Genomic DNA, 20754 nt, shown 5'->3' with positions numbered 1-20754 from the left:
AGAAAAAAGGAGATGGAGAATCGATGGAACTACAATTTAAAGGTAGAGGAATCGAGATTGAGCAGAAGGTAAAAGAGATACGCAGACATTTCCATATGTATCCGGAGTTAAGTCATGAAGAGGAGCAAACGGCAAAGGAAGTTCAGCGTCACCTTAAGGAAGCGGGCATTGAATTTCACACAGGTTTTGCAGGTACAGGCGTGCTTGGGGTCGTGAAAGGAGAAAAGCCGGGAAGAACGGTTGCCTTGCGTGCGGATATGGACGCTCTCCCGATTGAAGAAGAAAATGAAACGGACTATTCTTCAAAACGTAAAGGTGTCATGCATGCATGTGGTCACGACGCACATACTGCGATGCTGCTTGGTACAGGATTACTCCTTCAAAAATATAAAAAGGATTTAGCGGGTACGGTGTTGCTTGTCTTTCAACCAGCAGAAGAAGATGCGCCAATTGGTGGGGCAAAAGCAATGATGGAGGACGGAGTGTTTGACCAATACAAGCCAGATGCCATTTTTGCTCAACATGTTTGGCCTGATTTACCAGTCGGGCAAATTGGTGTGTTGCCAGGTCCAATGATGGGGAATTCAGACAGAGTAACCATTGAGATCCACGGTGCTGGGGGACATGCGAGCATGCCTCATCAAACAACTGATGCGATCATTGTCACAAATCAAGTGATTAATGCGCTGCAAACGATTATAAGTCGCAATGTCGATCCGCTTGAATCAGCGGTTATTACGATTGGACGTATCGAAGGAGGCAGTCGCTACAATGTGATTGCCGATAAAGTGACGATTGAAGGGACAGTTCGTACGTACAAGAATGAAGTGAAAAAGCGTGTTAAAGAGAACTTGTTCAAATTAGTCAATGGTATAGCAGAATCGATGGGAGCAACAGCTAACATTGAATATTTAGATGGCTATTTAGCGACCGTTAACTCACAGGAATGGGCAAATGAAGTGAAGGATGTCGCGCAAGCCTTGATTGGAAACGATGCAACGCCGCATGTGAATCCGAGCTTAGGTGGAGAGGACTTCGGGAGGTTCCTCATCCATTATCCAGGTGCGTATTATTGGCTAGGAACAGCAATTCCGTCAAGAGATGTACAAAAACCGTTGCACGACCCGCAATTTGAAATTGACGAAAGTGCGCTGTCGCTAGGGGTTGAGGTTATGTCACAATTAGCTGTAAATGCATTAGAAAAGCTTAACGAACAACACGGAGGGGACCAATATGTTGTCAGTCGAAAAAACAAATCAAGTAAGCGCGGAGCTAACTCATCCATTGATCAAATGGCGGAGGGAATTGCATCAAATTGCTGAAATAGGCTGGTGTGAGTATCAGACAACTTATTATTTATATGAGCAATTAAAAGACACTTCCTTTAAGCTTTATACCGGAGAAGACGTTGTTGCTAAAGAGGCGCGAATGGGTTTGCCGAAGCAAGAGGTGGATGACCTGTATCTTAATCGAGCTAAAAAAGCGGGGGTTCCTGAAGCTTTTTTAACAAAATTAAAAGGTGGCTTCACCGGTATGGTGGCGGAGCTCGATACGAAACGGGAGGGTCCTCACTTTGCTTTTCGCTTTGATATCGACGCCTTGCCGATTAAAGAAGAAAAAGGAAAGGAGCATAAGCCAGCAAGCGAGGGATTTGTATCAAAGCATGGAGAAGCCATGCATGCGTGCGGTCATGATGGTCATGCGGCGATTGGGCTTGGGCTCGCGCATTTTTTAGATGAATATAAGGACCATTTAAACGGACGTTACACGATTATTTTTCAACCAGCAGAAGAAGGAAGCAGAGGAGCAAAGGCCGTTGTTGAAAAAGGTTGGCTTGATGATGTCGATATCTTTTTAAGCGGACATATTGGCATTCATGATTTGTCAGTTGGAACCGTTGCGGCGACAACGACGGACATTTTAGCAACGACGAAGATGGATGTGACATTTGACGGTGTCTCGTCTCATGCTGGCTTAAAGCCGCACGAAGGCAAGAATGCGCTGTTGGCTGCAGCCGCGTGCACTCTTGAGTTAAACGGAATTACTCGTCACGGTGAAGGTGCAACGAGAATTAATGTGGGGAAAATCGTAGCGGGAGCTGGTCGAAACATTGTCGGCGATCATGCATTTATGGAAATGGAAACACGCGGGAGCACAACAGAGATCAACCGATACATGGTCAAGGAAGCGATCCGAAAAATTGAGGCAACCGCCTTAAGCTATGATGTGAAGCAAACGACCGATATTGTTGGCGAAGGAATTTCAGCTCATTCAGATCAGGAATGGATCGAAGTAGTCAAACAAGTGTCCCAAGGTAGCCGCTTTGTCAACAAAGTACTAGATGAGGCGACCATTGGAGCGTCCGAAGATGTGGCATATATGATCGAGCGAGTGCAGCAAAAGGGGGGATCTGCAAGTTTCTTTTTGTATGGAACACCGCTTGCTAATGGGCATCATCATAAAGCCTTTGATTTTGATGAAGGGGTCCTGCCAGCTGCTGTTAATCTATTAATGAATATCATCGTTGAGAAAGGGTGTTAGGCATGAAAAAATGGCTTGATGAGAACTTGAAGAAGTTGAACTTGACAGACGTGATTCCGCATCCTGAAGGCTTTACTAGACTTAGTTTTACAAAAGAAGAATGGAAGTCTCGTGAAGTATTTAAAGAGATTGCAAGAGCGCTCGGACTTCTTATTCGTGAAGACGAAGCAGGAAATGTGATTGCAAGATGGAACGCCACGAAAGAGCAAGAGCAAGCTCCAGCCATCGCGCTCGGTTCCCATGTTGATACAGTCGCAAGCGGTGGGGGGTATGATGGGGTCGCCGGAGTGCTGTGTGCGTTGGGGGCGATTAAGAAGTTAAAGGATCAAGACTTCAAGCCGGCACATCCTATTGAAGCGATTTGCTTTGTCTCAGAAGAATCAGCGCGCTTTGGTGTCTCGACTATTGGCAGCAAGGCGATGGCAGGTCTGCTTGATTTAGAAGCATTAAAGAGTGTGACGGATAAAAACGGTGTAACGGTTCAAGAGGCGGTCGAATCATATGGTTTGCGTTATGAGGAGATGGAAAAGGCTGCTCGGACAAAAGAGGAGTTGCTTAGTTTTGTTGAACTTCACATTGAACAAGGTGTTCGAGTAGAGGATGCGGGTGCTGATTACGGCGCTGTCACAGCGATCGCTTGCCCGATCCGTCTTGTGGTCGAAATCGAAGGGAAGGCTGGCCACACCGGCACTACCCCGATGGATAAAAGAAAGGATGCCTTCCTCATTGCCTCCAAGCTCGCTTTATTTATTAATGAACGAGCAAATTATTGGAACACACAAGGGGAATATCCGATTGTTGCAACGGCTAGTACGGTAGAGGTAGGGCCTAATGTAATGAATGTCATTCCAGGAAAAGCAACGCTAGGAGTCGATATTCGCAGCGTCGATGATCAGTTAAAAGCCACACTAGCTGAAGAAATTCGGACACAATGTCAGAGCCTGATGGAGCAAGAACATGTTATAATAAGAGTTAATACTCTTGTGAATAATCGGTCGATTCACCTTGATCCGGTTGTTTATCAGGATTTAGCCAACATAGGAGACAAGGTTGGCTTAACATGTTTAACTCTTGAAAGTGGAGCAGGGCATGACGTCATGAATATGCAGACAAAATGGCCTTCAGGGCTCATTTTTATCCGATGTCGTGACGGTCTGAGTCACCACCCAGATGAATACGCCTCATTAGAGGATTTGGAAAAAGGAGTAAACCTGTTAAGTGCATACTTAGATAAAAAAGCAGGTGAGCAGTATGAACATACGCTTAGGGGTAGTGGGACCTCGTGATTCCGTTGAGATCATAAGGCAAGTGGCTGAAACAAGCGAAAATGTGGAACTATTCCTTTTTCACTATGAAACAACTGAAGAAGTGAAAGAGATTATTAAAACGAATCGGGACCTCGTTGATCAGTGGTTGTTTTCAGGGCAGGCGCCTTATGCAGTGGCTGTGGAAAGTGGGGTCATAGATGAAGATGAGGGCAGCTATCCGATTCTTCATGGAACGAGTTTACTAGGAAAGTTTCTCGAAGCTCAATTTGCGCTTGGTGGCAAAATGAAGTCGATTAGCTTAGATACCATTCAGCAAAAGGAAATTGACTGGGTCAAGGCAAACTTTTCCTTAGATGACTTGACGATTCATATGTTTCCGTACGAAGGGTATGTACCGGCACAAGACATTATCCATTTTCATGAAGAGCTTTATGAAAGTGGGGAGGTTGAGGTGGTCTTTACGTGTATTCAGGCTGTCTACAACCAATTGATCGAAAAAAATATCCCATGTTACCGAATTATTCCGCTTGATATTAGCATCCAAGAAACATTGCGCTATTTAAAAACGCGTGCAGAATCGCATTGGTACCGGAAAGCGCAGCTAGCGATGGTCGGAATTGAGATTCTACATACAACGAGCGATTACAATGAACAGCAATTTTCTTATAAAAGAAAGCATCAAGAGCTGGAATTAAAACGAATTTTACTCGATTATGCCGAAGAGCTTCAAGGCTCCTTCGTTCAAAGTGGCGATAGTCATTTTTACATTTATACGACTAGGGGCGAAATTGAAAGTCGCGCCTGGCCGATTCAAGTGTTAGATGATGCCTTGCTCCTCACTAAATTGCCCGTCCGATTAGTTATCGGCTTTGGTGTTACGGCGCTTGATACTGAAAAGCATGTCCGCGTTGCCTTTCAACATGCCAGAAAGCATGACGACTTGGTGATCATTATCGTCAATGAAAACCAAGAAGTGACCGAGGTGTTCGAGTCAAACGAAGTCATCACGTATCAGCAACGCAACTCCTCCTCCTTTTGGAAGGAGCGCCTTCAAGACTCAAACATCAGCCCAGCGGTAGCATCCAAAATCGTATCGATGGCTCGCCATTACAAAAAAGAAATGCTGACAACCCAAGACGTCGCAAGCTGGCTTCACGGCACGGAACGAAATGCAAGGCGAATTTTAACTGAACTCGAGAAGGTCGGTGTCGTTCAGGTGTGCGGAGAAGAGCAGTCTGGTGGCAGAGGACGGCCAAGGAAGGTTTATGAGTTGCAGAATTAAGCGCTAAGCATAAGAGGACACAACCGGTTGGCTTGCAAATGAGCGAGTTTGGATCGAATAATGGTTGGTTTGGACAGCAAATCGAGTTGGTTGGATAGAATAACAAGTAAGTTGGATTGAAAGTAGTGCCTGATCCCCAATGGGGTCAGGCATTATTTAGTGGGAGCTGACTAATCCATTACCTCAATAACCTCATTATACTCTTTTACATAATGAATCCCGCCTATGAACAGTTGATCGGGCTTTTCTGTTGTGTTAAAAACCAATGTACGTTCTTTTAAGAATGATCCGTTCACCTGTGGGATCTCACGTTGGTTTATCGTAGTCAAAAGTTCAATCTTCTCTTGATCGCTTCCGATATACACATCATCTAGGAGAAGGGACTCTTTTGTTACAATGGTCACCTCTGTCGTGTCTGAAGTGTGCTCAACTTGTTTAATCGTCATTTCTTCTCCATCTAATTTTGTCTGGACAGAATCCTCATTCTCTAGCGAAATAACGGCATCAAGTTTGCTATATCCGACAAATTCCTTCACGTGAAGGATTAGGGACTCTAATTCTTCTGGCAAAGCGTCATAACGTATATCAAAGGTTGTACCTGTAAGAGAGGACGAACTGCTGCTCCCTAACAAATCAATAGGATGTCCGTTCGCTACTAACTCAATCCCATGTAACCCTAAGTTAACACGATCAAAATTATCCACACGGAGCGAGCCTTCGATCATTGTGGATGATGGTGTGGCTACGATCGAATCAAATGTGATGTGCCCTTTGTCTACTTGTACCGTTTCATTAATTTTTTGCTTGATTATCGTTTGCATCGCTTGATTTGGATCATACGAAAAGGCGTGTGTTTTTTCGACTTGCTCGTCTTGATTCCAAAAGTGGAGGGTTAACGTTTTCGAAAAGGGACTAGGTGATGCAAACTCCATGGTTCCTTTCAATTCGGTTCCCTCTTCATTGACAAGCCATTGGCCACCTTCATAATGTACATTCGTGAATAGTCCCGTAATTTTACGAGGGCGAAACCATTGATCGTGCACGTGATCAACGTTTCCCTCGTCATCGGTTACGGTATAATAGATGATCATTCGATTCGCATCGGTCATCACCGCTTCAATGGTCAGTTCGGCTTGGTTATGAAGCTGGTAGGTTTCATCAATGATTTGACCCATTCCCTCCTCATTTAAGTGCTGTAGCGTACCATTCATCACCTCATCAAACCCGAAAATTTTCTTACCGTAAAAGGCAAATGCATGATAGTGATAGCCAATGGTGAAAAATAAGAACATGGCAATCGCTGCGATGAACCACTTCTTCGGTGAATAGCGACGTTGTTTCGTTTGCGTTAGGGCCGTTCGTAAGCGCTCCTCTAGCTCAGAAGGGGCTTCGAGCTTATCAATGCGCTGTTTCTCTTCTTTTAGCTTCTTTTCAATCTTATTCATCTGCATCCGCTCCATAGAGAGTTTTCATCTTTTTTAAACCCTGAAAGATTCGAGATTTGACGGTACCAATGGATACGCCTGTTATTTTAGAAATAGATTTGTAGTCTAAATCATGAAAATACTTTAAAGCAATCGCCTCTCTTTGATGTTGATTAAGACGCGAGAGTAGATCCTGAAGGTCGAGTTGCTGTTCACGGACGATATACGGATTGGTTATGGCGTCTGGTTGTTTTTTTGAGTCGGTTTCATCTAGAAAAACGAGCTTGAGTCGTTTTTTTACTAACGATTTGCAACAATTCACTAAAATCGTATTGGTCCAACTATAAAAGGACTCTGCTTTTTGTAGTTGGTGTATTTTTTCATAGGCAAGCACAATCATCTCTTCTAACGCATCCATGGCATCGTGCTCGTTGCCTACATACGTAAACGCTAATCGATAATATTGATTTTTTCGCTTCATGATTAGTTGAAGCAAGGCTTCTTTGTCTCCTTTTTTCGCCTTTTTAACGAGCCGGTAATCCTCCATCTCTTCACCCCTTTCCTATTAGAGTCACGAGCATATGAAAAAGTTCATTTTATTTTTGGGTTTGCTGTCTATTGATATTTTATCTTAAGGGAGGTGTAGAAGAGAATCACCATATTCATTTAGCGAGTAAGCAAGTGTTTCGCTTGCAAATGAGTGAGTTTGGATCGAATAATGGTTGGTTTGGACAGCAAATTGAACTGATTGGACAGAATAGTAGAGTTGGACCGAAAGTGGTACCTAATCTCATGGGGAACTGGCAGTATTTCTGGGACAAGGAACCTGTCCCTGCTGTCCCTTGTTATGGTAGAGTATAGCCAAGGGAGAGCCTCTCTTGCGCTGGGACGAGGGACCTGTCCCCGAGTCCCACGTGTCCCAAAAGGAGGAAATGGATGACAATGTTTTTAACCGAAATGCTTGCTCAAGAAATCGTCGATCGAACGATGGCGATTCTTCCATATAATATTAATGTGATGGATCAGGAAGGGAAAATAATTGGTTCGGGTGATAGAAAACGGATTTTGACGAAGCATGAAGTGGCCAGTGAAGTGTTGAGGAGAAAAGAGGCCGTGGAAATTGGACGAGCTGATATGGATAGTTGGAATGGAGTTAAAGAGGGAATCAATTTGCCGATTGTTTTTCAAGGAGAGGTTGTTGGCGTTGTTGGCATTACGGGGGACCCGAATGACACGCGAGGGTATGGGCAATTAGTTAAAATGACGACAGAAATGATCATTGAACAAGCCTTTCTACAAAAGCAGCTGCAGCTTGATGAGCGGATAAAAGAAGAGTTTGTTCATCAGTTAATTAGCGGAAACCACTTAGATGATCATTTGTTTTATGAAAAGGCGAAGTCGTTACAAGTGGATTTAGCTGTTCCGCGAGTGGTGATCGTAGTAAAAAGCAACTCTCATGAAATGGCTCAGAACCGGAAGTTAGAGCTTTATCTATCGAAGTTAATCGAAGACGATGATTTAATAGCCACGATCTATACTGGAGAACTCGTCATTATCAAAAAAGTGTACGAAAAAGACAGGAGATGGGAAAGGGAGCGGACATTACAAACGGTACAAATGTGGATTAGTCAGCTCCATAAAATGGATTCGAGCATCAAAATGGCTGTTGGTCGTGTGGCAGCAGTTGAAAAGCTGCATCAATCCTTTACCGAGGCGAAAGAAACGCTTGGCGTTGGTGAAAAGTTAGTCCCTGAACAAAAGCTACTTTTGTTTGATGACTTTTCCATTTATGTGTTTATAAGCAAATTAGCAAACGAGATTGAAACCAATCCTTTGGCAGAATTGGTTCAGCGGTTAAAGCACGAAGATGAATTAGGGGACTTAAAAAAGACGTTACACGTGTACATAAAGGAAAATGGAAAAGCGAGCAATACAGCAAATGAACTGTTTATTCATCGAAATTCTTTGCAGTATCGATTAGAGAAAATCAAAGAAATCACGGGCAAGGATCCCAGGAATTATAAAGAATTATTCGAATTGTATCTCTCCCTGATGATGGATTTATTTTGTTACAATGAGAATTGAATTGGTCGGATGAACAGAAATGTAATTAATGAATACGGTTTACTCTGTTCAGTTGACCAATGAAATCGTTTTGTAAAACGCTTACAATGAATAATAGATTCAGATTAAGCTAGGAGGGTCAACATTGGATATTGAAGTAAGCGCTTTAGGCGCCATTGTCGGTTTAGTATTAGCAATTGTTCTTATATTTAGGAAAGTACCACCTGTTTATGCGTTAGTAGGAGGAGCGATGCTTGGTGGTTTAGTTGGAGGCGCCTCCGTTGTGCAAACCGTTGACTTAATGATGGGTGGAGCGCAAGGGATTATCCCTGCAGTGTTACGAATTTTAGCAGCGGGTGTGCTTGCAGGGGTGTTAATTGAGTCAGGAGCAGCGGCTTCGATTGCTGAGAGCATCGTAAAGAAAATCGGCGAGAAAAAAGCGTTATTTGCACTAGCAATCGCTACAATGATTTTAACCGCTGTTGGGGTATTTGTTGATGTGGCGGTTATTACTGTAGCTCCTATTGCCCTAGCGATTGCGAGTCGAGCAAATCTATCAAAAACAGCGATATTACTAGCGATGATCGGGGGAGGAAAGGCAGGAAACATCATGTCACCGAATCCGAATACGATCGCGGTGTCAGAGGCTTTTAATGTCCCGTTAACATCTGTGATGGCTGCTGGGATCATCCCAGGACTATGTGGACTGTTTGTCACATATATCATAGCGAAAAGATTAGTCAATAAAGGGACGAAGGTTTCCCTTGATGAAATTACACAAACAGACGAGCAAAAGCTACCAACTTTTGGTCTAGCAATTATTGCACCACTTGTAACGATCGTGTTACTTGCACTGCGCCCATTATTTGATATCGTCATCGACCCAATGCTTGCTCTTCCAGCAGGGGGATTGATTGGTGCACTCGTCATGGGGAAAATTACGTCGATTAATAAGTATATCGTATCAGGATTAAATAAAATGTCTGGTGTTGCCGTATTGCTTTTAGGTACCGGTACCATTGCTGGAATCATCTCAAACTCAGGTCTTCGAAATGTATTAATAGACGGCATTGATGTGTTAGGGTTGCCGTCGTATGTATTAGCGCCAGTATCAGGTATTTTCATGTCGGCAGCGACGGCTTCCACCACGGCTGGAGCGGCGGTTGCAAGTAGTGTCTTTAGTACGACATTGCTTGAGTTAGGTGTAGCAGGTCTTGCTGGTGCGGCGATGATTCATGCTGGATCAACCGTTTTGGACCACCTTCCGCATGGAAGCTTCTTCCACGCAACAGCAGGGAGTGTACTAATGAACTTCCAAGAGCGTCTAAAGCTCATTCCGTATGAATCCCTTGTCGGATTAACGATTGCGATTATCTCAACACTGATCTTTGGTGTGTTTAAGCTATTTTTATAAAGGAGGAAACGCTGATGAAAAAGATTGTCATTGCACCAGATTCGTTTAAGGAGAGTTTGACCGCCTTACAAGCGGCGAATGCGATTGAAGAGGGCTTAAAGGAAGTATTGCCTAATATTGAGTATGTGAAAGTTCCGATGGCAGATGGAGGCGAAGGAACCGTTCAATCGCTTGTCGATGCAACCGGTGGAAAGATTGAGTATGCCACGGTAACCGGTCCATTGGGAGAAAAAGTTGAAGCATTTTATGGTCTGCTAGGAGACGGAAAGACAGCAGCCATTGAAATGGCTGCTGCCTCAGGGCTTGAGCTAGTCCCTGTTGAGAAACGTGATCCAATGGTGGCAACGACATATGGAACAGGGGAATTAATTTCAATTGCGCTAGATCAAGGGGTCGAGCGAATCATCATTGGAATTGGTGGAAGCGCGACAAATGATGGTGGCGCTGGAATGGTGCAAGCATTGGGCGGAAGGTTAGTCGATGAGAATGGTTTGGATATTCCGCTTGGAGGAGCTGGTTTAGCGAAGCTTGCACGTATTGACATATCTCAACTGGATCAACGACTGCAGGATGTAACGGTAGATGTTGCTTGTGATGTGGATAACCCATTAACAGGTCCTAAAGGGGCATCAGCCATTTACGGCCCGCAAAAAGGAGCGACAACAGAACAGATTGAGCTTCTCGATGAAAATTTAGCTCATTATGCTAGCGTGATCAAGCGAGACGTAGGAAAGGAGATTCAAGACGTGCCAGGGTCTGGGGCCGCGGGCGGACTAGGTGCAGGACTGCTTGCCTTTTTACCTTCTGAATTAAAGCGTGGTGGTGACTTAGTGATCGAAGCAACGAAACTTGAAGACGTGGTAAGAGACGCGGATCTCGTCATCACAGGAGAAGGCGGCATTAATCATCAAACGATTCATGGAAAAACGCCGATTTGTGTGGCGAATACAGCGAAAAAACATGGTGTCCCGGTCATTGCGCTTGCAGGGAGTTTAACAAACGATTATACCAATGTGCATGATCACGGCATTGATGCTTTGTTCAGTATTGTTCCAGGAGCGGTAACATTGGAGGAAGCCTTTGAAGCAGGCTATGAAAATATGAAAAATACAGCTCGGAACCTTGCTGCGGTAATACAGATTACGTGTTCCTGAGTTCAGTAGAGAGTAGAGGCTGTAACTATCTATTTTGGGCAGTTGCGGTCTTTTTTATTGCGAGGGGGAGGCACTGAAAAAAGTCCTTTTAGAAGATTGGAGAAAGCGGCAATGGGTCCAGATGTTGATTGCTAAAAGACCACTGAAAAAGGTGAAAATCTTATCTTTTTCAGTGGTCTTTTAACGTAGCGGGGCAGACACTGTTTTTGTTGTCTTTTCCAATAACTTCAATTATAATTGATTATCATTATCAGTTATAAAGAGGTGAATGACTTGTTAGCTCGTTTCTTTTCATATTATAAGCCCTATAAGTTCTTATTTATCCTTGATTTCTCGTGTGCGGTGTTAGTGGGGCTACTGGAGCTGGCTTTTCCATTAGCGGTAAATCAAGTGATCGATCGCTTATTGCCTGAGGGGAATTGGACGGTTATTTTATGGGCTTGTATCGGTTTATTAGCTATTTATCTAGTAAATACAGGATTGCATTATGTGGTTACATACTGGGGGCATATGCTTGGCATTAATATTGAAACCGATATGCGCAGAATGCTGTTTGAGCATATGCAAAAGCTGTCGTTTGGCTATTTCGATAATAATAAAACGGGGCATTCGATTTCTCGGTTAACTAAAGATTTAGAGGAAATTGGTGAGGTGGCGCACCATGGGCCAGAGGATGTTTTTGTTGCGGTAATGACCTTACTTGGTGCTTTTGGCTTAATGCTTACGATTAACTGGAAGCTAGCAATTATTTCTTTTATCGTCATCCCTGTTCTTACTTGTCTAGCGATCTACTTTAATAAAAAGATGACTAGAACGTTTCGGAAAATGTTCAACGATGTTGCTGATATTAACGCTAGAGTAGAAGATAGCATTGGTGGGATCCGTGTTGTGCAAGCATTTGCGAATGAAAAGCATGAACAAAAGCAATTTGCTGTGAACAATCAGCGTTATCGCAAAACGAAATTACAATCCTACAAAATCATGGCTCAAAACGTGACAGCCAATTATATGCTCATGCGTATCATTACCCTTTTTACTTTGCTGTTTGGAACGTTCTTCGTCATTCGTGGCGAATTAACGAATGGTGAATTTGTCGCGTTTATTTTATTAGCCAATATTCTCCTTGGGCCAATTCAGAAAATTAATGCGGTGATTGAGAGTTATCCTAAAGGAATTGCTGGGTTTAAACGTTATTGTGAAATCCTTGATACAGTGCCTGATATAGCCGATTCTCCGCGTGCTAAAGAAGTCAGCGTAAGAGGAGACATAAGGTATAACAATGTTACGTTTGGTTACGAGGGACAAGAAAAGGTTCTAAATAACATCTCCTTATCGATTAAAGCTGGTGAGACGATTGCCTTTGTGGGTCCTTCTGGTGCAGGAAAGACAACCTTATGTAGCCTGTTGCCACGCTTTTACGAGTTGGATCATGGTTCAATTGAAATTGATGGGACGGACATTCAGGATATAACATTAAGCTCTTTACGAAACCAAATTGGGATTGTGCAGCAAGATGTTTTTCTGTTTTCTGGATCGATTCGAGAAAATAATTGCTACGGGAAATTGGATGCAACTGACAATGAAATTATGGAAGCTGCACGCAGAGCACAACTCGATGAATTTGTTCATTCTCAACCGGATGGGCTAGATACCGTCATTGGAGAGCGCGGGGTGAAGCTCTCTGGAGGCCAGAAGCAGAGGTTAGCAATTGCTCGGATGTTCTTGAAAAATCCGCCGATCCTCATTCTTGATGAGGCGACATCGGCACTAGATACAGAAACAGAGGTAGCAATTCAACAATCATTAGCCGAATTATCGAAAGGACGGACGACACTCGTCATCGCCCACCGCTTGGCTACGATCAAAAATGCCGATCGAATCATGGTTGTCACAAAAAAAGGAATTGTCGAGCAAGGAAAGCATGAAGAATTAATTCAATCAGAAGGCATTTATAGCCGCCTTCATTACGCTCAGTTTGGGTAATGGAAAAAGAGTATTGCGAGAGAATCGCGATACTCTTTTTTGCTGCTGTTGTGTGGAGGAGTGGTGGGGCTTTTTTTAAAGTTGGACAGCAAAATGCGATGTTTGGACAGCAAATAGCCAGGTTCCGACAGCAAAAGCCCAAGTTTGGATTGAATATCCTGGAAATTGGACAGCAAGCTTAGAAATTCATGGTCCAAATGATGAGATTTTACTCTTTATAATCCCAGAGTATCCCGGGCTCCTCTTTATCTAAAGAAACATAGGTATATTGGACAAATTGGAAGCGTCCATATTTTCCATTGTAATTTTTTGTGACAATTACTTCATATACTTCAATCGGTTCTGATTCCTCAGTCATTGTCCAATGTTTTATTTTACTTGGCTTTGATGTTGAGTACGTGTAGGTATCGGCTCCAAAGTGATTCATAAAGGTATGAACCCGGTCTTGCATATAGGAAGACTTTGAAAATCTCTCTTTCATTTTTGGATGAAGCAATTCCCATGAAGAAGCGAAATCCGCTTGTTGTTCAGCGTTATAGAATTCGGTCACTAGTTTACTAGCTTGTTTCGATTGGGATGGGATAAGAACGACAAATAATAAAAGAACGATGATTAAGGCAAACGGTACGATCAGGATTAGAGGGGATGTTTGTCTACGCATAGGAGTCACCTGCTTTTTCAAGGGTTGTTTAAGAATTTTATTCGCGAATAGGACAAATTATGAATCGCTTCGTTCGTCAAAGGACCAGAATGAAAACACGTTTTCGACGCGAGCGGCTCCAAACCCCATCTACAAGACAAAATTCAGCTATTGCTGTCGGAATGTAACGATGAAAAGACAAATTCCAGCAAAGGTATAACGTCCTAATATATGGAATTTATTTTCAGGATAGAGGACATGTAGAAGGGGTGTTAAGTTGAAAAACGTATGGTTCATTGGATTGGTTTGTTTAAGTATCTTGGGTGTGATCTTTGGTCACCATCATTATAAAGACAAGCTTGAGACGATTGCAGTAGCTGCCAAGGATGTGAACGTTGAAGTATCAGAGGTGGAACCAGATGAGTTGGATGGTGAGGAAGAGCAATCTTTTTCAATGCCGAAAGAAAGCCTTATTGATGTTGGAGGGGTGGTAGGTTATTGGCTAGGGCAGAAAGGCGGGGAAGAGCCTATTCGTGTAAGCTATTTTGGATCAAAGTCATTAGTATATGAGGCAGACTCTAGTAAAAGTTGGACGAGTCTTGTAACGTCAGAGCTAGAGTCGGAACTTGGAGAGGAGAGCATCACAGCGACGGTGATTGAAGTAGGGGAGGAGCGCTCCATCGATGTGCTGTATTCCGATTATGTAGACGATGTTATCGAAAGTGCCCCGGATATTTTAGTGGTTGAACCGTTACTTCTAAATGATGCGGGAGTGATTGGAATTGAGGATTCGCTAAGCAATATGAAGAAAGTCCTTGCAACAATTAAGGAGGAACTTCCTGATACAAGCATCATTATGACGCCAGCGAACCCACTTCTTGATGCAGGCTACTATGTAAAGAAAACAGAGGTAGACCTAGTAAACTTTGCGAAAAAGGAAGAATACGAGTATGCAAATCATTGGAAAATCTGGCCGTCTCCAGATAATAAAAAGGAGTTACAGAAGTACTTGAATGACAGAAGGCCAAGTGAGGCGGGGCATGAAGTCTGGGGAGAGTTTGTTGTCGGGTATTTGATGGGGAGATGGTAGGTGCTTGCCCCCTCGTGTATGAAACAAACACCTAACTTGCTCTTTTGCATAAAGTATGAAAAGGGGGAGTTTGCATGGATTGGCAGAGGAAAATCAGTCATCTGATGGGGCAGCCTATTGGTGTTTCTTTTACAAACGGTCAAGGAGCCTCGGGTATATTGTGTGATGCGAATGGGGGGCAATTATATTTGATGGAATATATGTACCATTCTCAATTCGCACTAAAACATTATGATTATCAAATGATTCAAGATATTAACGGGTTCCCGCCGTGTCATCAGAACCACCACAATCATCATCACCAGCAGCCACTATATTAATGAATAGGAGATCCACTCGTCATGGGTGGATTTTTTTGTGGAGGGAATGACAATGCCTAGCTGATGTACCATAAGTTTTAGGATAAAAGACTTGATATATGATGAGGAGAGCCATAAGATTAAAGGAACTACCTATCCATTTCCTCGCCACCTTTCCTCACTACTAGTTGACGAACCACAAGTTAACTGTTATCCAATTACCATATGCCGTTTTTGAAAAAAGGAGAGTATACATCATGAAATTATTCGCATCACGTATGAAGCTGATCGTTTGTTTGCTTATTTTGATATCACTTATAGAAATTTTTGCTGTCCATATCCTTATTCATATTACGGCAAGAGGGCTTCTTGTTTGGGAATATATGCTTCATATTGCAGCTTCTATCGCTGAGATTTTATTGGTACTCTGGATTTTCTTCTTAGCAAAGAAAATCATTCAACAAGCGTTGGAAAATGAGCGACATGTGCAGCATCTACTCGATTCATCTCCTGAAGCGATCGTCATTCATAAGAACGGAACGCTTGTTTATACAAACAAAGCCGCTGGTAACTTATTTGGTGCCGAGGATTCAACACAATTTCTGAACAAATCAATATACGATCTTATTCAATTTGAAAATGAATCACTTAAAAACGAGGAATACCAAGCTAAACGGTTAGATGGGACCACGTTTATCGTAGAGACATCCATTTCGCACATTGATTTTAAAGGCGAGCGAGCAGTTGAGATGGTCATAAAAGATATTACCATTCGAAAAAACCAAGAAATAGAGATGAAGCAACTCGTATACGAGGATTCATTAACGAAGTTGCCAAATCGCAGAGCATTTATGGATAAACTCGAGCAAACGATTAAACATGCGAAACAAACAAATAAGAAGTTTGCTGTTATGTTTCTTGATTTAGATGGCTTCAAACAAGTGAATGATTCGTTTGGACATGAATCGGGCGATTATCTTCTTCAACAGGTGAGCCGCTATTTAGAGATGTGCGTACGTAAACAAGATACCGTTTCGCGATTTGCCGGAGATGAATTCCTCATCCTTCTTCCAGAGGTGGATAAAGACGATTGTGCTGACATTGCTAAGAGAATCATTCAACAACTTAGCCACTCGCATTCGATGGATGGAAAGAAGGCACAAGTGACCTCTAGTATCGGAATAGCGATGTATCCTGAGAACGGAGAGTCTAGTAAACAATTAATTGAACAAGCCGATCAGGGGATGTATAAGGCGAAACAAGGTGGGAAAAACCGGTTTACGTTTGTTAGCGGAGGCATGGGAGATGAAGAAGTTAGCTAATATAAAGTTTGAGGCAGCCCCATGCATGGTGCATTGGGGCTGGCTTTGTGCGAGTCCTCCTCCTACATAAAAAAAACGCGCCTCATCGTTCAGAATGAGGCGCGATCTCTACTACTCACAAAGGCAAATCACGTAACCATAACTTCTCAAATTGCGGTAACGGTTGGGGCCGGCTAAACAAGTAGCCTTGGAGTTCGTCGCAGTTCAGCTTTTGTAAAATGGCCAGTTGCTCTTCATGCTCAACCCCTTCAGCTACGACTTTCATTTGAAGTTGGTTGGAAAGGTTGATAATGAACTCGATGATGGCTTTGTTATCTTGAGACGTATGAATGTCGTTAATAAATGATTTATCGAGTTTGATGGTATTAAATTTGTATTTTTTTAGGTAGCTTAAAGATGAAAAGCCTGTCCCAAAGTCATCAATAGCAATATGGATGCCTAACTCTTTTAAGGCTTCTAGCTTATTCACCATTTCGCCATCATTCTCAAGGATGAGGCTCTCTGTAATCTCAATTTCGATCCATTTTCCGTCTACTTGATGTTCGGTTAAAATAGACGCAACCGTTTCAACTAAGCCTTTTTGTAACATTTGTAGGGCTGAGAAGTTAAGAGATACTACGATTGGTGGGAAGCCCTTGCTTTTCCACGTTCTAATCTGCTTGCAAACTTGACGGAATACCCATTCTCCAAGCGAAACGATTAATCCACTCTCTTCCGCTAAAGGGATAAATTCACCTGGTGCTAGGGTGCCCAATGTTGGGTGGTTCCAGCGGATTAGTGCTTCTGTTCCTACGATTTGGCGTGTTTTTGAGCTGACTTTTGGCTGATAGTATAGTTCAAATTCTTTCTGGTAATTCGCTTTTCTTAGTTCATTTTGTAATGAAAAGTTTTTGAACGTTGCTTTTTCCATTACTGGGTTAAATAACGTGTAACTATTTTCTTTTCGCTCTTTTGCTACGTACATAGCTAAGTCGGAGTTTTTCATTAAAACAGAGAGTTCTTCTCCGGAGTCTGGGTAGAGCGAGATGCCGATGCTACCCGTAACAAAAAGCTCGTAGTCATTGATGATAATAGGCTCTTGCATCTTCTTTAAAATGCTAGTAGCAATGTTTTCTGCGTCATCGCTGTCTCTAACAGTAGAAACGTACATCATAAATTCATCGCCAGCCATTCTCGCGACTGTCCCTTTATCGGAAACAAAGCTTTTTAGCATGTCAGCGACTTTGATTAAAACTTGATCACCCATGTCATGTCCAAGCGTATCATTAATAAATTTAAAACGATCAATATCAATGAAAAAGACAGCTACTTTTTGATGATAGGCTTTTGCTTTTTGCAATTCATTTTCAAGCTGTTCTTCAAAGTAGCGGCGGTTTGGCAATCCGGTTAAATAATCATGATAAGCCATGTAGTGGACTTCATGTTGAGCTTCTCTCACGTCTGTCACGTCATGGTAATTGACAATAATCCCGTTAATGTCAGGATCATCTAATAAATTATGGCTTTCAACGTGTACCATTCGCCAATTTCCATTTTTATGACGAAGTCTGACATCGAAAATTTGCGGTTGATCTGGCTCAACAAGGATCTGGTCAAAACAATTTTGAACGTGTTCCATATCATCTGGGTGGATGAATGAAAGAAACGTTTGGGATCCTTCGCTTGGCTTGTATCCTAACACTTTTTCAAGTGATGGGCTCCGGTAAGTGACTTCGCCTTGATCAGAAAGAATGCAACTGACACTATTTGAGTTTTTAAGCAAGGACTTAAATTTATTGTTTTGTTTTTCAATTTGAGATTGGAGTTGAATTTCAACCGTAATGTCTACAGCAATCCCCAATATTCCAAGCGTTTGGCCTTCTTTTCCGATAATGGGCACATTGCTTGTTACAATGGTTCTGATTTCTCCACAACTAGCAAAAATCCTTAACCTTACCTCTTTCAGCGTGATACCTTCGATCGTTTCAATAAAACCTCTTCTGGCTATTTCTTTATCATCAGGGTGAACGATGTCAAGAAAAGGTGTATTCAAAAGCTTTTCACGTGGACCTAATACTTTGGTAAACCCCCGATTAAAATCAAGGAAATGACCTTGTAAGCTAATGACATAAATGGCTTCGGTGAAATTTTCAAGTAACTCTTTATATGGATAATCTTTCGTATCTAAATAATTCATAAGTTCTGATTGTGCCCAATGTAGGTTGCTCATAAACGCTCCTTTCTTGTAGTACCTTTAGGAGTTGGAGATAGATCAAATACTGTCTATTATTAATAGACTATGTCGATGCTTTTATCATACTGTCTAATGGCATGAACGTATAGAGGAAACTTGAGGATGATTGACATTAGAATGATCGTTTGTTTATCACTAAAACATAGCTCATCCCTTATAAAGGAATATTCATCGTTTCCTATCATACATATATGGGGGCGAACCAAAAGGAGAGGTGACGAATGACGATCATGTTCCAAACGCATATTATTCATACGGTTCAACCTGGAGACACCGTCTATCGCTTAGCTATGCAATATGAAAGTACAGTCGATGCCATTGCTTTGGCCAATGCTTTGTACCCGCCTTTTGTTGATCCGTATGTGATCTATCCTAATCAAGAGCTCGTAATCCCAAAGATTATTTCGAATGGAACAGCCACCCTTTATGTCATTCAACAAGGTGACACAATGGGGACGATTGCACAGCGTTTTTATAGTTTTCCAGAGTTAGTCGCAGGCATCAATCCGACGGTACAAAATCCGGATTTCATCTTCCCTTATCAACAAATTGAAATCCTAGCAGTTATCGATGAAGTCCAACCTGGTGATAGCCTCGCATCGATTTCTGAAAGAGTAGGACTTCCCATTCAATCCATCATCGATGCCAATTCCAAGCGAATCACGTTCTCGCCAGATGTTCTGTATGCAGGAATGAGATTAATCATTCCTCTTCCAATGTCCCAAAACATTGTCGTCACGCAGCCTTTTCCAGGATCGATTCTTCGTGAGAACCAACTTATTTCTGGTTATGCACGCGCCTTTGAAGCGAACGTCCTGTACCGAGTGGTTGATGATAATCAAGTTGAAGTGACAGAGGAAACATTTACAACCGCAGAGTATGGAGCGCCTTCTTATAGTCGTTTTCGAGATACGATTCCATTTGACCAGGAGCCAACGGCGAGCGGAGGGACATTACAAGTGTACACAAGGAGCGCGAAGGACGGATCGGTACAAGATCTTGTTCAGGTGAGAGTTTGGTTTGAGTGATCGTGAAATATGAAGGGAGGAGATTGGGTGAGACGATGACTAGTTGCTTGATAAGAGGGGTCCTCTTAATAGTTCAAGCTATTTGGGGTGCTCCCGCAAGGTCTAATATGTACCTTGTGAGAGCGCCTCTTTAACTATGATTTTTTTGAAACGGGAATCCATATTTCACTTTTGAAGTTTGGGGAGGAGAGGTCTTTCTCCTCGTTCCACAGAATTTCTGGACCTTCTTTTTGCTCGTAATGAGAGGATGGAAACCACTCAGAATAAATGCGTCCCCACACTTCCTGAAGAGTATCGGGGAATGGACCAACGGCTTCAAAGACAGCCCATGTTGAAGCGGGAACGTCAAGTTGTGTGAATGTAGCTGGACAATCCTTCATCGTTGCAACGCCAATATAATGATCGAGATCGCCTTTTTCTTCCATTCGTCCTTCTGAGAAATTGGTCGAAGCACTAAGAAGTCCTTTAGGCTCTACATTGGACAGGCTTTTAAGTTGAGTGATAGTGGCATGATCGAGACTTTCCCACATTTCAGCTATGTCTGGATTCACTCCATTAAAAACAATTGGAACTCGCTTTTTGATGCCGATGATACGAAAAGCTTCTTTTTCTACGATTCGGTAATTCATTTCACTTCCTCCTTTTATGGTTAGTTGGAAGGTCATTCGTGGAAAGGCTTTAAGTGATTGTCCGCTATTTCGAGCTTCTGATGGCGTGATGCCATGCAAGTTTTGAAACGCTCGTGAAAAGGAATCGGGTGAAGCATATCCATAGGTCATCGCGATATCGATGACCTTTGCATGGCCATCTTTTAGATCGAATGCTGCAAGAGTAAGGCGCCTTCTGCGGATGTATTCGGATAGTGAGATGCCAGCGATCATTGAAAACATCCGTTTGAAATGAAATTCTGAACAGAATGCTACTTTTGCTATTTCTTGATAGTTAAGCTCGCTCGTAATATTTTCTTCAATATATTGAATAGCTTGATTCATGTTCTTTAGCAAATCCATGT

Annotated in this window: 18 protein-coding genes; 13 read left to right on the top strand and 5 right to left on the bottom strand. The window is 42.5% G+C overall.

Annotated features, from left to right (window positions below; all coding sequences use genetic code 11):
- Window positions 1-23: 23 nt before the first annotated feature.
- Genes LQ50_RS16085 through LQ50_RS16070 form a run of 4 tightly spaced genes read left to right on the top strand, consistent with a single transcriptional unit; the run spans window position 24 to window position 5091 of the window.
- The gene (locus LQ50_RS16085) at window positions 24-1322 is read left to right on the top strand and encodes a M20 metallopeptidase family protein (RefSeq protein WP_070808153.1); all 1299 of its coding nucleotides are present in this window, start codon (window positions 24-26) and stop codon (window positions 1320-1322) included.
- The gene (locus LQ50_RS16080; RefSeq protein ID WP_034631281.1) at window positions 1237-2541 is read left to right on the top strand and encodes an amidohydrolase; all 1305 of its coding nucleotides are present in this window, start codon (window positions 1237-1239) and stop codon (window positions 2539-2541) included. Before LQ50_RS16085 ends, LQ50_RS16080 begins: the two co-directional genes overlap by 86 nt.
- 2 nt (window positions 2542-2543) lie before the next feature.
- Entirely contained in the window at window positions 2544-3827 is a 1284-nt protein-coding gene (locus LQ50_RS16075; protein WP_052144812.1) for a M20 family metallo-hydrolase, read from the top strand.
- Entirely contained in the window at window positions 3793-5091 is a 1299-nt protein-coding gene (locus LQ50_RS16070; RefSeq protein ID WP_034631251.1) for a helix-turn-helix domain-containing protein, read from the top strand. The genes LQ50_RS16075 and LQ50_RS16070 overlap by 35 nt, the downstream gene beginning before the upstream one ends.
- Before the next feature lie 170 nt (window positions 5092-5261).
- Here the strand turns inward: LQ50_RS16070 and LQ50_RS16065 are convergent, their stop codons facing one another.
- Together LQ50_RS16065 and LQ50_RS16060 are read right to left on the bottom strand one after the other, a co-directional pair.
- Window positions 5262-6536, bottom strand: a complete 1275-nt coding sequence (locus tag LQ50_RS16065; RefSeq protein WP_034631249.1) for a DUF4179 domain-containing protein — start codon at window positions 6534-6536, stop codon at window positions 5262-5264.
- Window positions 6529-7062 carry a sigma-70 family RNA polymerase sigma factor gene (locus tag LQ50_RS16060; protein WP_034631247.1) on the bottom strand — a complete coding sequence of 178 codons (534 nt, stop codon included), beginning with the start codon at window positions 7060-7062 and terminating at the stop codon, window positions 6529-6531. The genes LQ50_RS16065 and LQ50_RS16060 overlap by 8 nt, the downstream gene beginning before the upstream one ends.
- Before the next feature lie 71 nt (window positions 7063-7133).
- Between LQ50_RS16060 and LQ50_RS16055 the strand changes: the two genes are divergently transcribed.
- The 5 genes from LQ50_RS16055 (at window position 7134) to LQ50_RS16035 (ending at window position 13130) form a co-directional block, all read left to right on the top strand.
- Window positions 7134-7376: a hypothetical protein gene (locus tag LQ50_RS16055; protein WP_034631245.1), complete on the top strand. Its 243-nt coding sequence runs from the start codon at window positions 7134-7136 to the stop codon at window positions 7374-7376.
- A gap of 75 nt (window positions 7377-7451) precedes the next feature.
- Window positions 7452-8600 carry a sugar diacid recognition domain-containing protein gene (locus tag LQ50_RS16050; RefSeq protein WP_034631242.1) on the top strand — a complete coding sequence of 383 codons (1149 nt, stop codon included), beginning with the start codon at window positions 7452-7454 and terminating at the stop codon, window positions 8598-8600.
- Between the two features lie 124 nt (window positions 8601-8724).
- Window positions 8725-9993, top strand: a complete 1269-nt coding sequence (locus LQ50_RS16045) for a GntP family permease (RefSeq protein WP_034631241.1) — start codon at window positions 8725-8727, stop codon at window positions 9991-9993.
- 14 nt (window positions 9994-10007) lie between these two features.
- On the top strand, window positions 10008-11147 hold the full coding sequence (locus tag LQ50_RS16040) for a glycerate kinase (RefSeq protein WP_034631239.1): 1140 nt from the start codon (window positions 10008-10010) through the stop codon (window positions 11145-11147).
- 273 nt (window positions 11148-11420) lie between these two features.
- Window positions 11421-13130 (top strand): ABC transporter ATP-binding protein, encoded by a 1710-nt coding sequence (locus LQ50_RS16035; protein ID WP_034631237.1) that lies wholly within the window; start codon window positions 11421-11423, stop codon window positions 13128-13130.
- A gap of 208 nt (window positions 13131-13338) precedes the next feature.
- Here the strand turns inward: LQ50_RS16035 and LQ50_RS16025 are convergent, their stop codons facing one another.
- On the bottom strand, window positions 13339-13791 hold the full coding sequence (locus LQ50_RS16025; RefSeq protein ID WP_034631233.1) for a hypothetical protein: 453 nt from the start codon (window positions 13789-13791) through the stop codon (window positions 13339-13341).
- A 256-nt stretch (window positions 13792-14047) separates the two neighbouring features.
- On the opposite strand from LQ50_RS16025, the gene LQ50_RS16020 reads away from it, so the two are divergent.
- The 3 genes from LQ50_RS16020 (at window position 14048) to LQ50_RS24445 (ending at window position 16481) form a co-directional block, all read left to right on the top strand.
- Entirely contained in the window at window positions 14048-14860 is an 813-nt protein-coding gene (locus LQ50_RS16020) for an SGNH/GDSL hydrolase family protein (protein WP_034631230.1), read from the top strand.
- Between the two features lie 74 nt (window positions 14861-14934).
- Window positions 14935-15180, top strand: coding sequence for a hypothetical protein (locus tag LQ50_RS16015; RefSeq protein WP_034631228.1), 246 nt, complete (start codon window positions 14935-14937; stop codon window positions 15178-15180).
- A gap of 236 nt (window positions 15181-15416) precedes the next feature.
- Window positions 15417-16481, top strand: a complete 1065-nt coding sequence (locus tag LQ50_RS24445; RefSeq protein ID WP_052144811.1) for a sensor domain-containing diguanylate cyclase — start codon at window positions 15417-15419, stop codon at window positions 16479-16481.
- Between the two features lie 115 nt (window positions 16482-16596).
- Here the strand turns inward: LQ50_RS24445 and LQ50_RS24440 are convergent, their stop codons facing one another.
- On the bottom strand, window positions 16597-18690 hold the full coding sequence (locus LQ50_RS24440; RefSeq protein ID WP_052144810.1) for a sensor domain-containing protein: 2094 nt from the start codon (window positions 18688-18690) through the stop codon (window positions 16597-16599).
- Window positions 18691-18935: 245 nt separating this feature from the next.
- Between LQ50_RS24440 and LQ50_RS16000 the strand changes: the two genes are divergently transcribed.
- Window positions 18936-19742 (top strand): LysM peptidoglycan-binding domain-containing protein, encoded by an 807-nt coding sequence (locus LQ50_RS16000; protein ID WP_034631227.1) that lies wholly within the window; start codon window positions 18936-18938, stop codon window positions 19740-19742.
- Window positions 19743-19876: 134 nt separating this feature from the next.
- Here the strand turns inward: LQ50_RS16000 and LQ50_RS15995 are convergent, their stop codons facing one another.
- Window positions 19877-20752 (bottom strand): AraC family transcriptional regulator, encoded by an 876-nt coding sequence (locus tag LQ50_RS15995; RefSeq protein WP_034631224.1) that lies wholly within the window; start codon window positions 20750-20752, stop codon window positions 19877-19879.
- Window positions 20753-20754: the final 2 nt, after the last annotated feature.

The sequence above is a fragment of the Halalkalibacter okhensis genome, assembly GCF_000787375.1.
GTDB lineage: Bacteria > Bacillota > Bacilli > Bacillales > Bacillaceae_D > Halalkalibacter > Halalkalibacter okhensis.
The sequence above is the reverse complement of the archived record's forward strand: the minus strand, read 5'-3'. Positions and strand labels throughout refer to the sequence as shown.

What these genes read in the sequence shown, in the direction of transcription:
- LQ50_RS16085 (WP_070808153.1), top strand. Translation starts at nt 24, where the DNA reads ATGGAACTACAATTTAAAGGTAGAGGAATCGAGATTGAGCAGAAGGTA.
- LQ50_RS16075 (WP_052144812.1), top strand. Translation starts at nt 2,544, where the DNA reads ATGAAAAAATGGCTTGATGAGAACTTGAAGAAGTTGAACTTGACAGAC.
- LQ50_RS16070 (WP_034631251.1), top strand. Translation starts at nt 3,793, where the DNA reads ATGAACATACGCTTAGGGGTAGTGGGACCTCGTGATTCCGTTGAGATC.
- LQ50_RS16065 (WP_034631249.1), bottom strand. Translation starts at nt 6,536, where the DNA reads ATGAATAAGATTGAAAAGAAGCTAAAAGAAGAGAAACAGCGCATTGAT.
- LQ50_RS16060 (WP_034631247.1), bottom strand. Translation starts at nt 7,062, where the DNA reads ATGGAGGATTACCGGCTCGTTAAAAAGGCGAAAAAAGGAGACAAAGAA.
- LQ50_RS16050 (WP_034631242.1), top strand. Translation starts at nt 7,452, where the DNA reads ATGACAATGTTTTTAACCGAAATGCTTGCTCAAGAAATCGTCGATCGA.
- LQ50_RS16040 (WP_034631239.1), top strand. Translation starts at nt 10,008, where the DNA reads ATGAAAAAGATTGTCATTGCACCAGATTCGTTTAAGGAGAGTTTGACC.
- LQ50_RS16025 (WP_034631233.1), bottom strand. Translation starts at nt 13,791, where the DNA reads ATGCGTAGACAAACATCCCCTCTAATCCTGATCGTACCGTTTGCCTTA.
- LQ50_RS16015 (WP_034631228.1), top strand. Translation starts at nt 14,935, where the DNA reads ATGGATTGGCAGAGGAAAATCAGTCATCTGATGGGGCAGCCTATTGGT.
- LQ50_RS24445 (WP_052144811.1), top strand. Translation starts at nt 15,417, where the DNA reads ATGAAATTATTCGCATCACGTATGAAGCTGATCGTTTGTTTGCTTATT.
- LQ50_RS24440 (WP_052144810.1), bottom strand. Translation starts at nt 18,690, where the DNA reads ATGAGCAACCTACATTGGGCACAATCAGAACTTATGAATTATTTAGAT.
- LQ50_RS16000 (WP_034631227.1), top strand. Translation starts at nt 18,936, where the DNA reads ATGACGATCATGTTCCAAACGCATATTATTCATACGGTTCAACCTGGA.
- LQ50_RS15995 (WP_034631224.1), bottom strand. Translation starts at nt 20,752, where the DNA reads ATGGATTTGCTAAAGAACATGAATCAAGCTATTCAATATATTGAAGAA.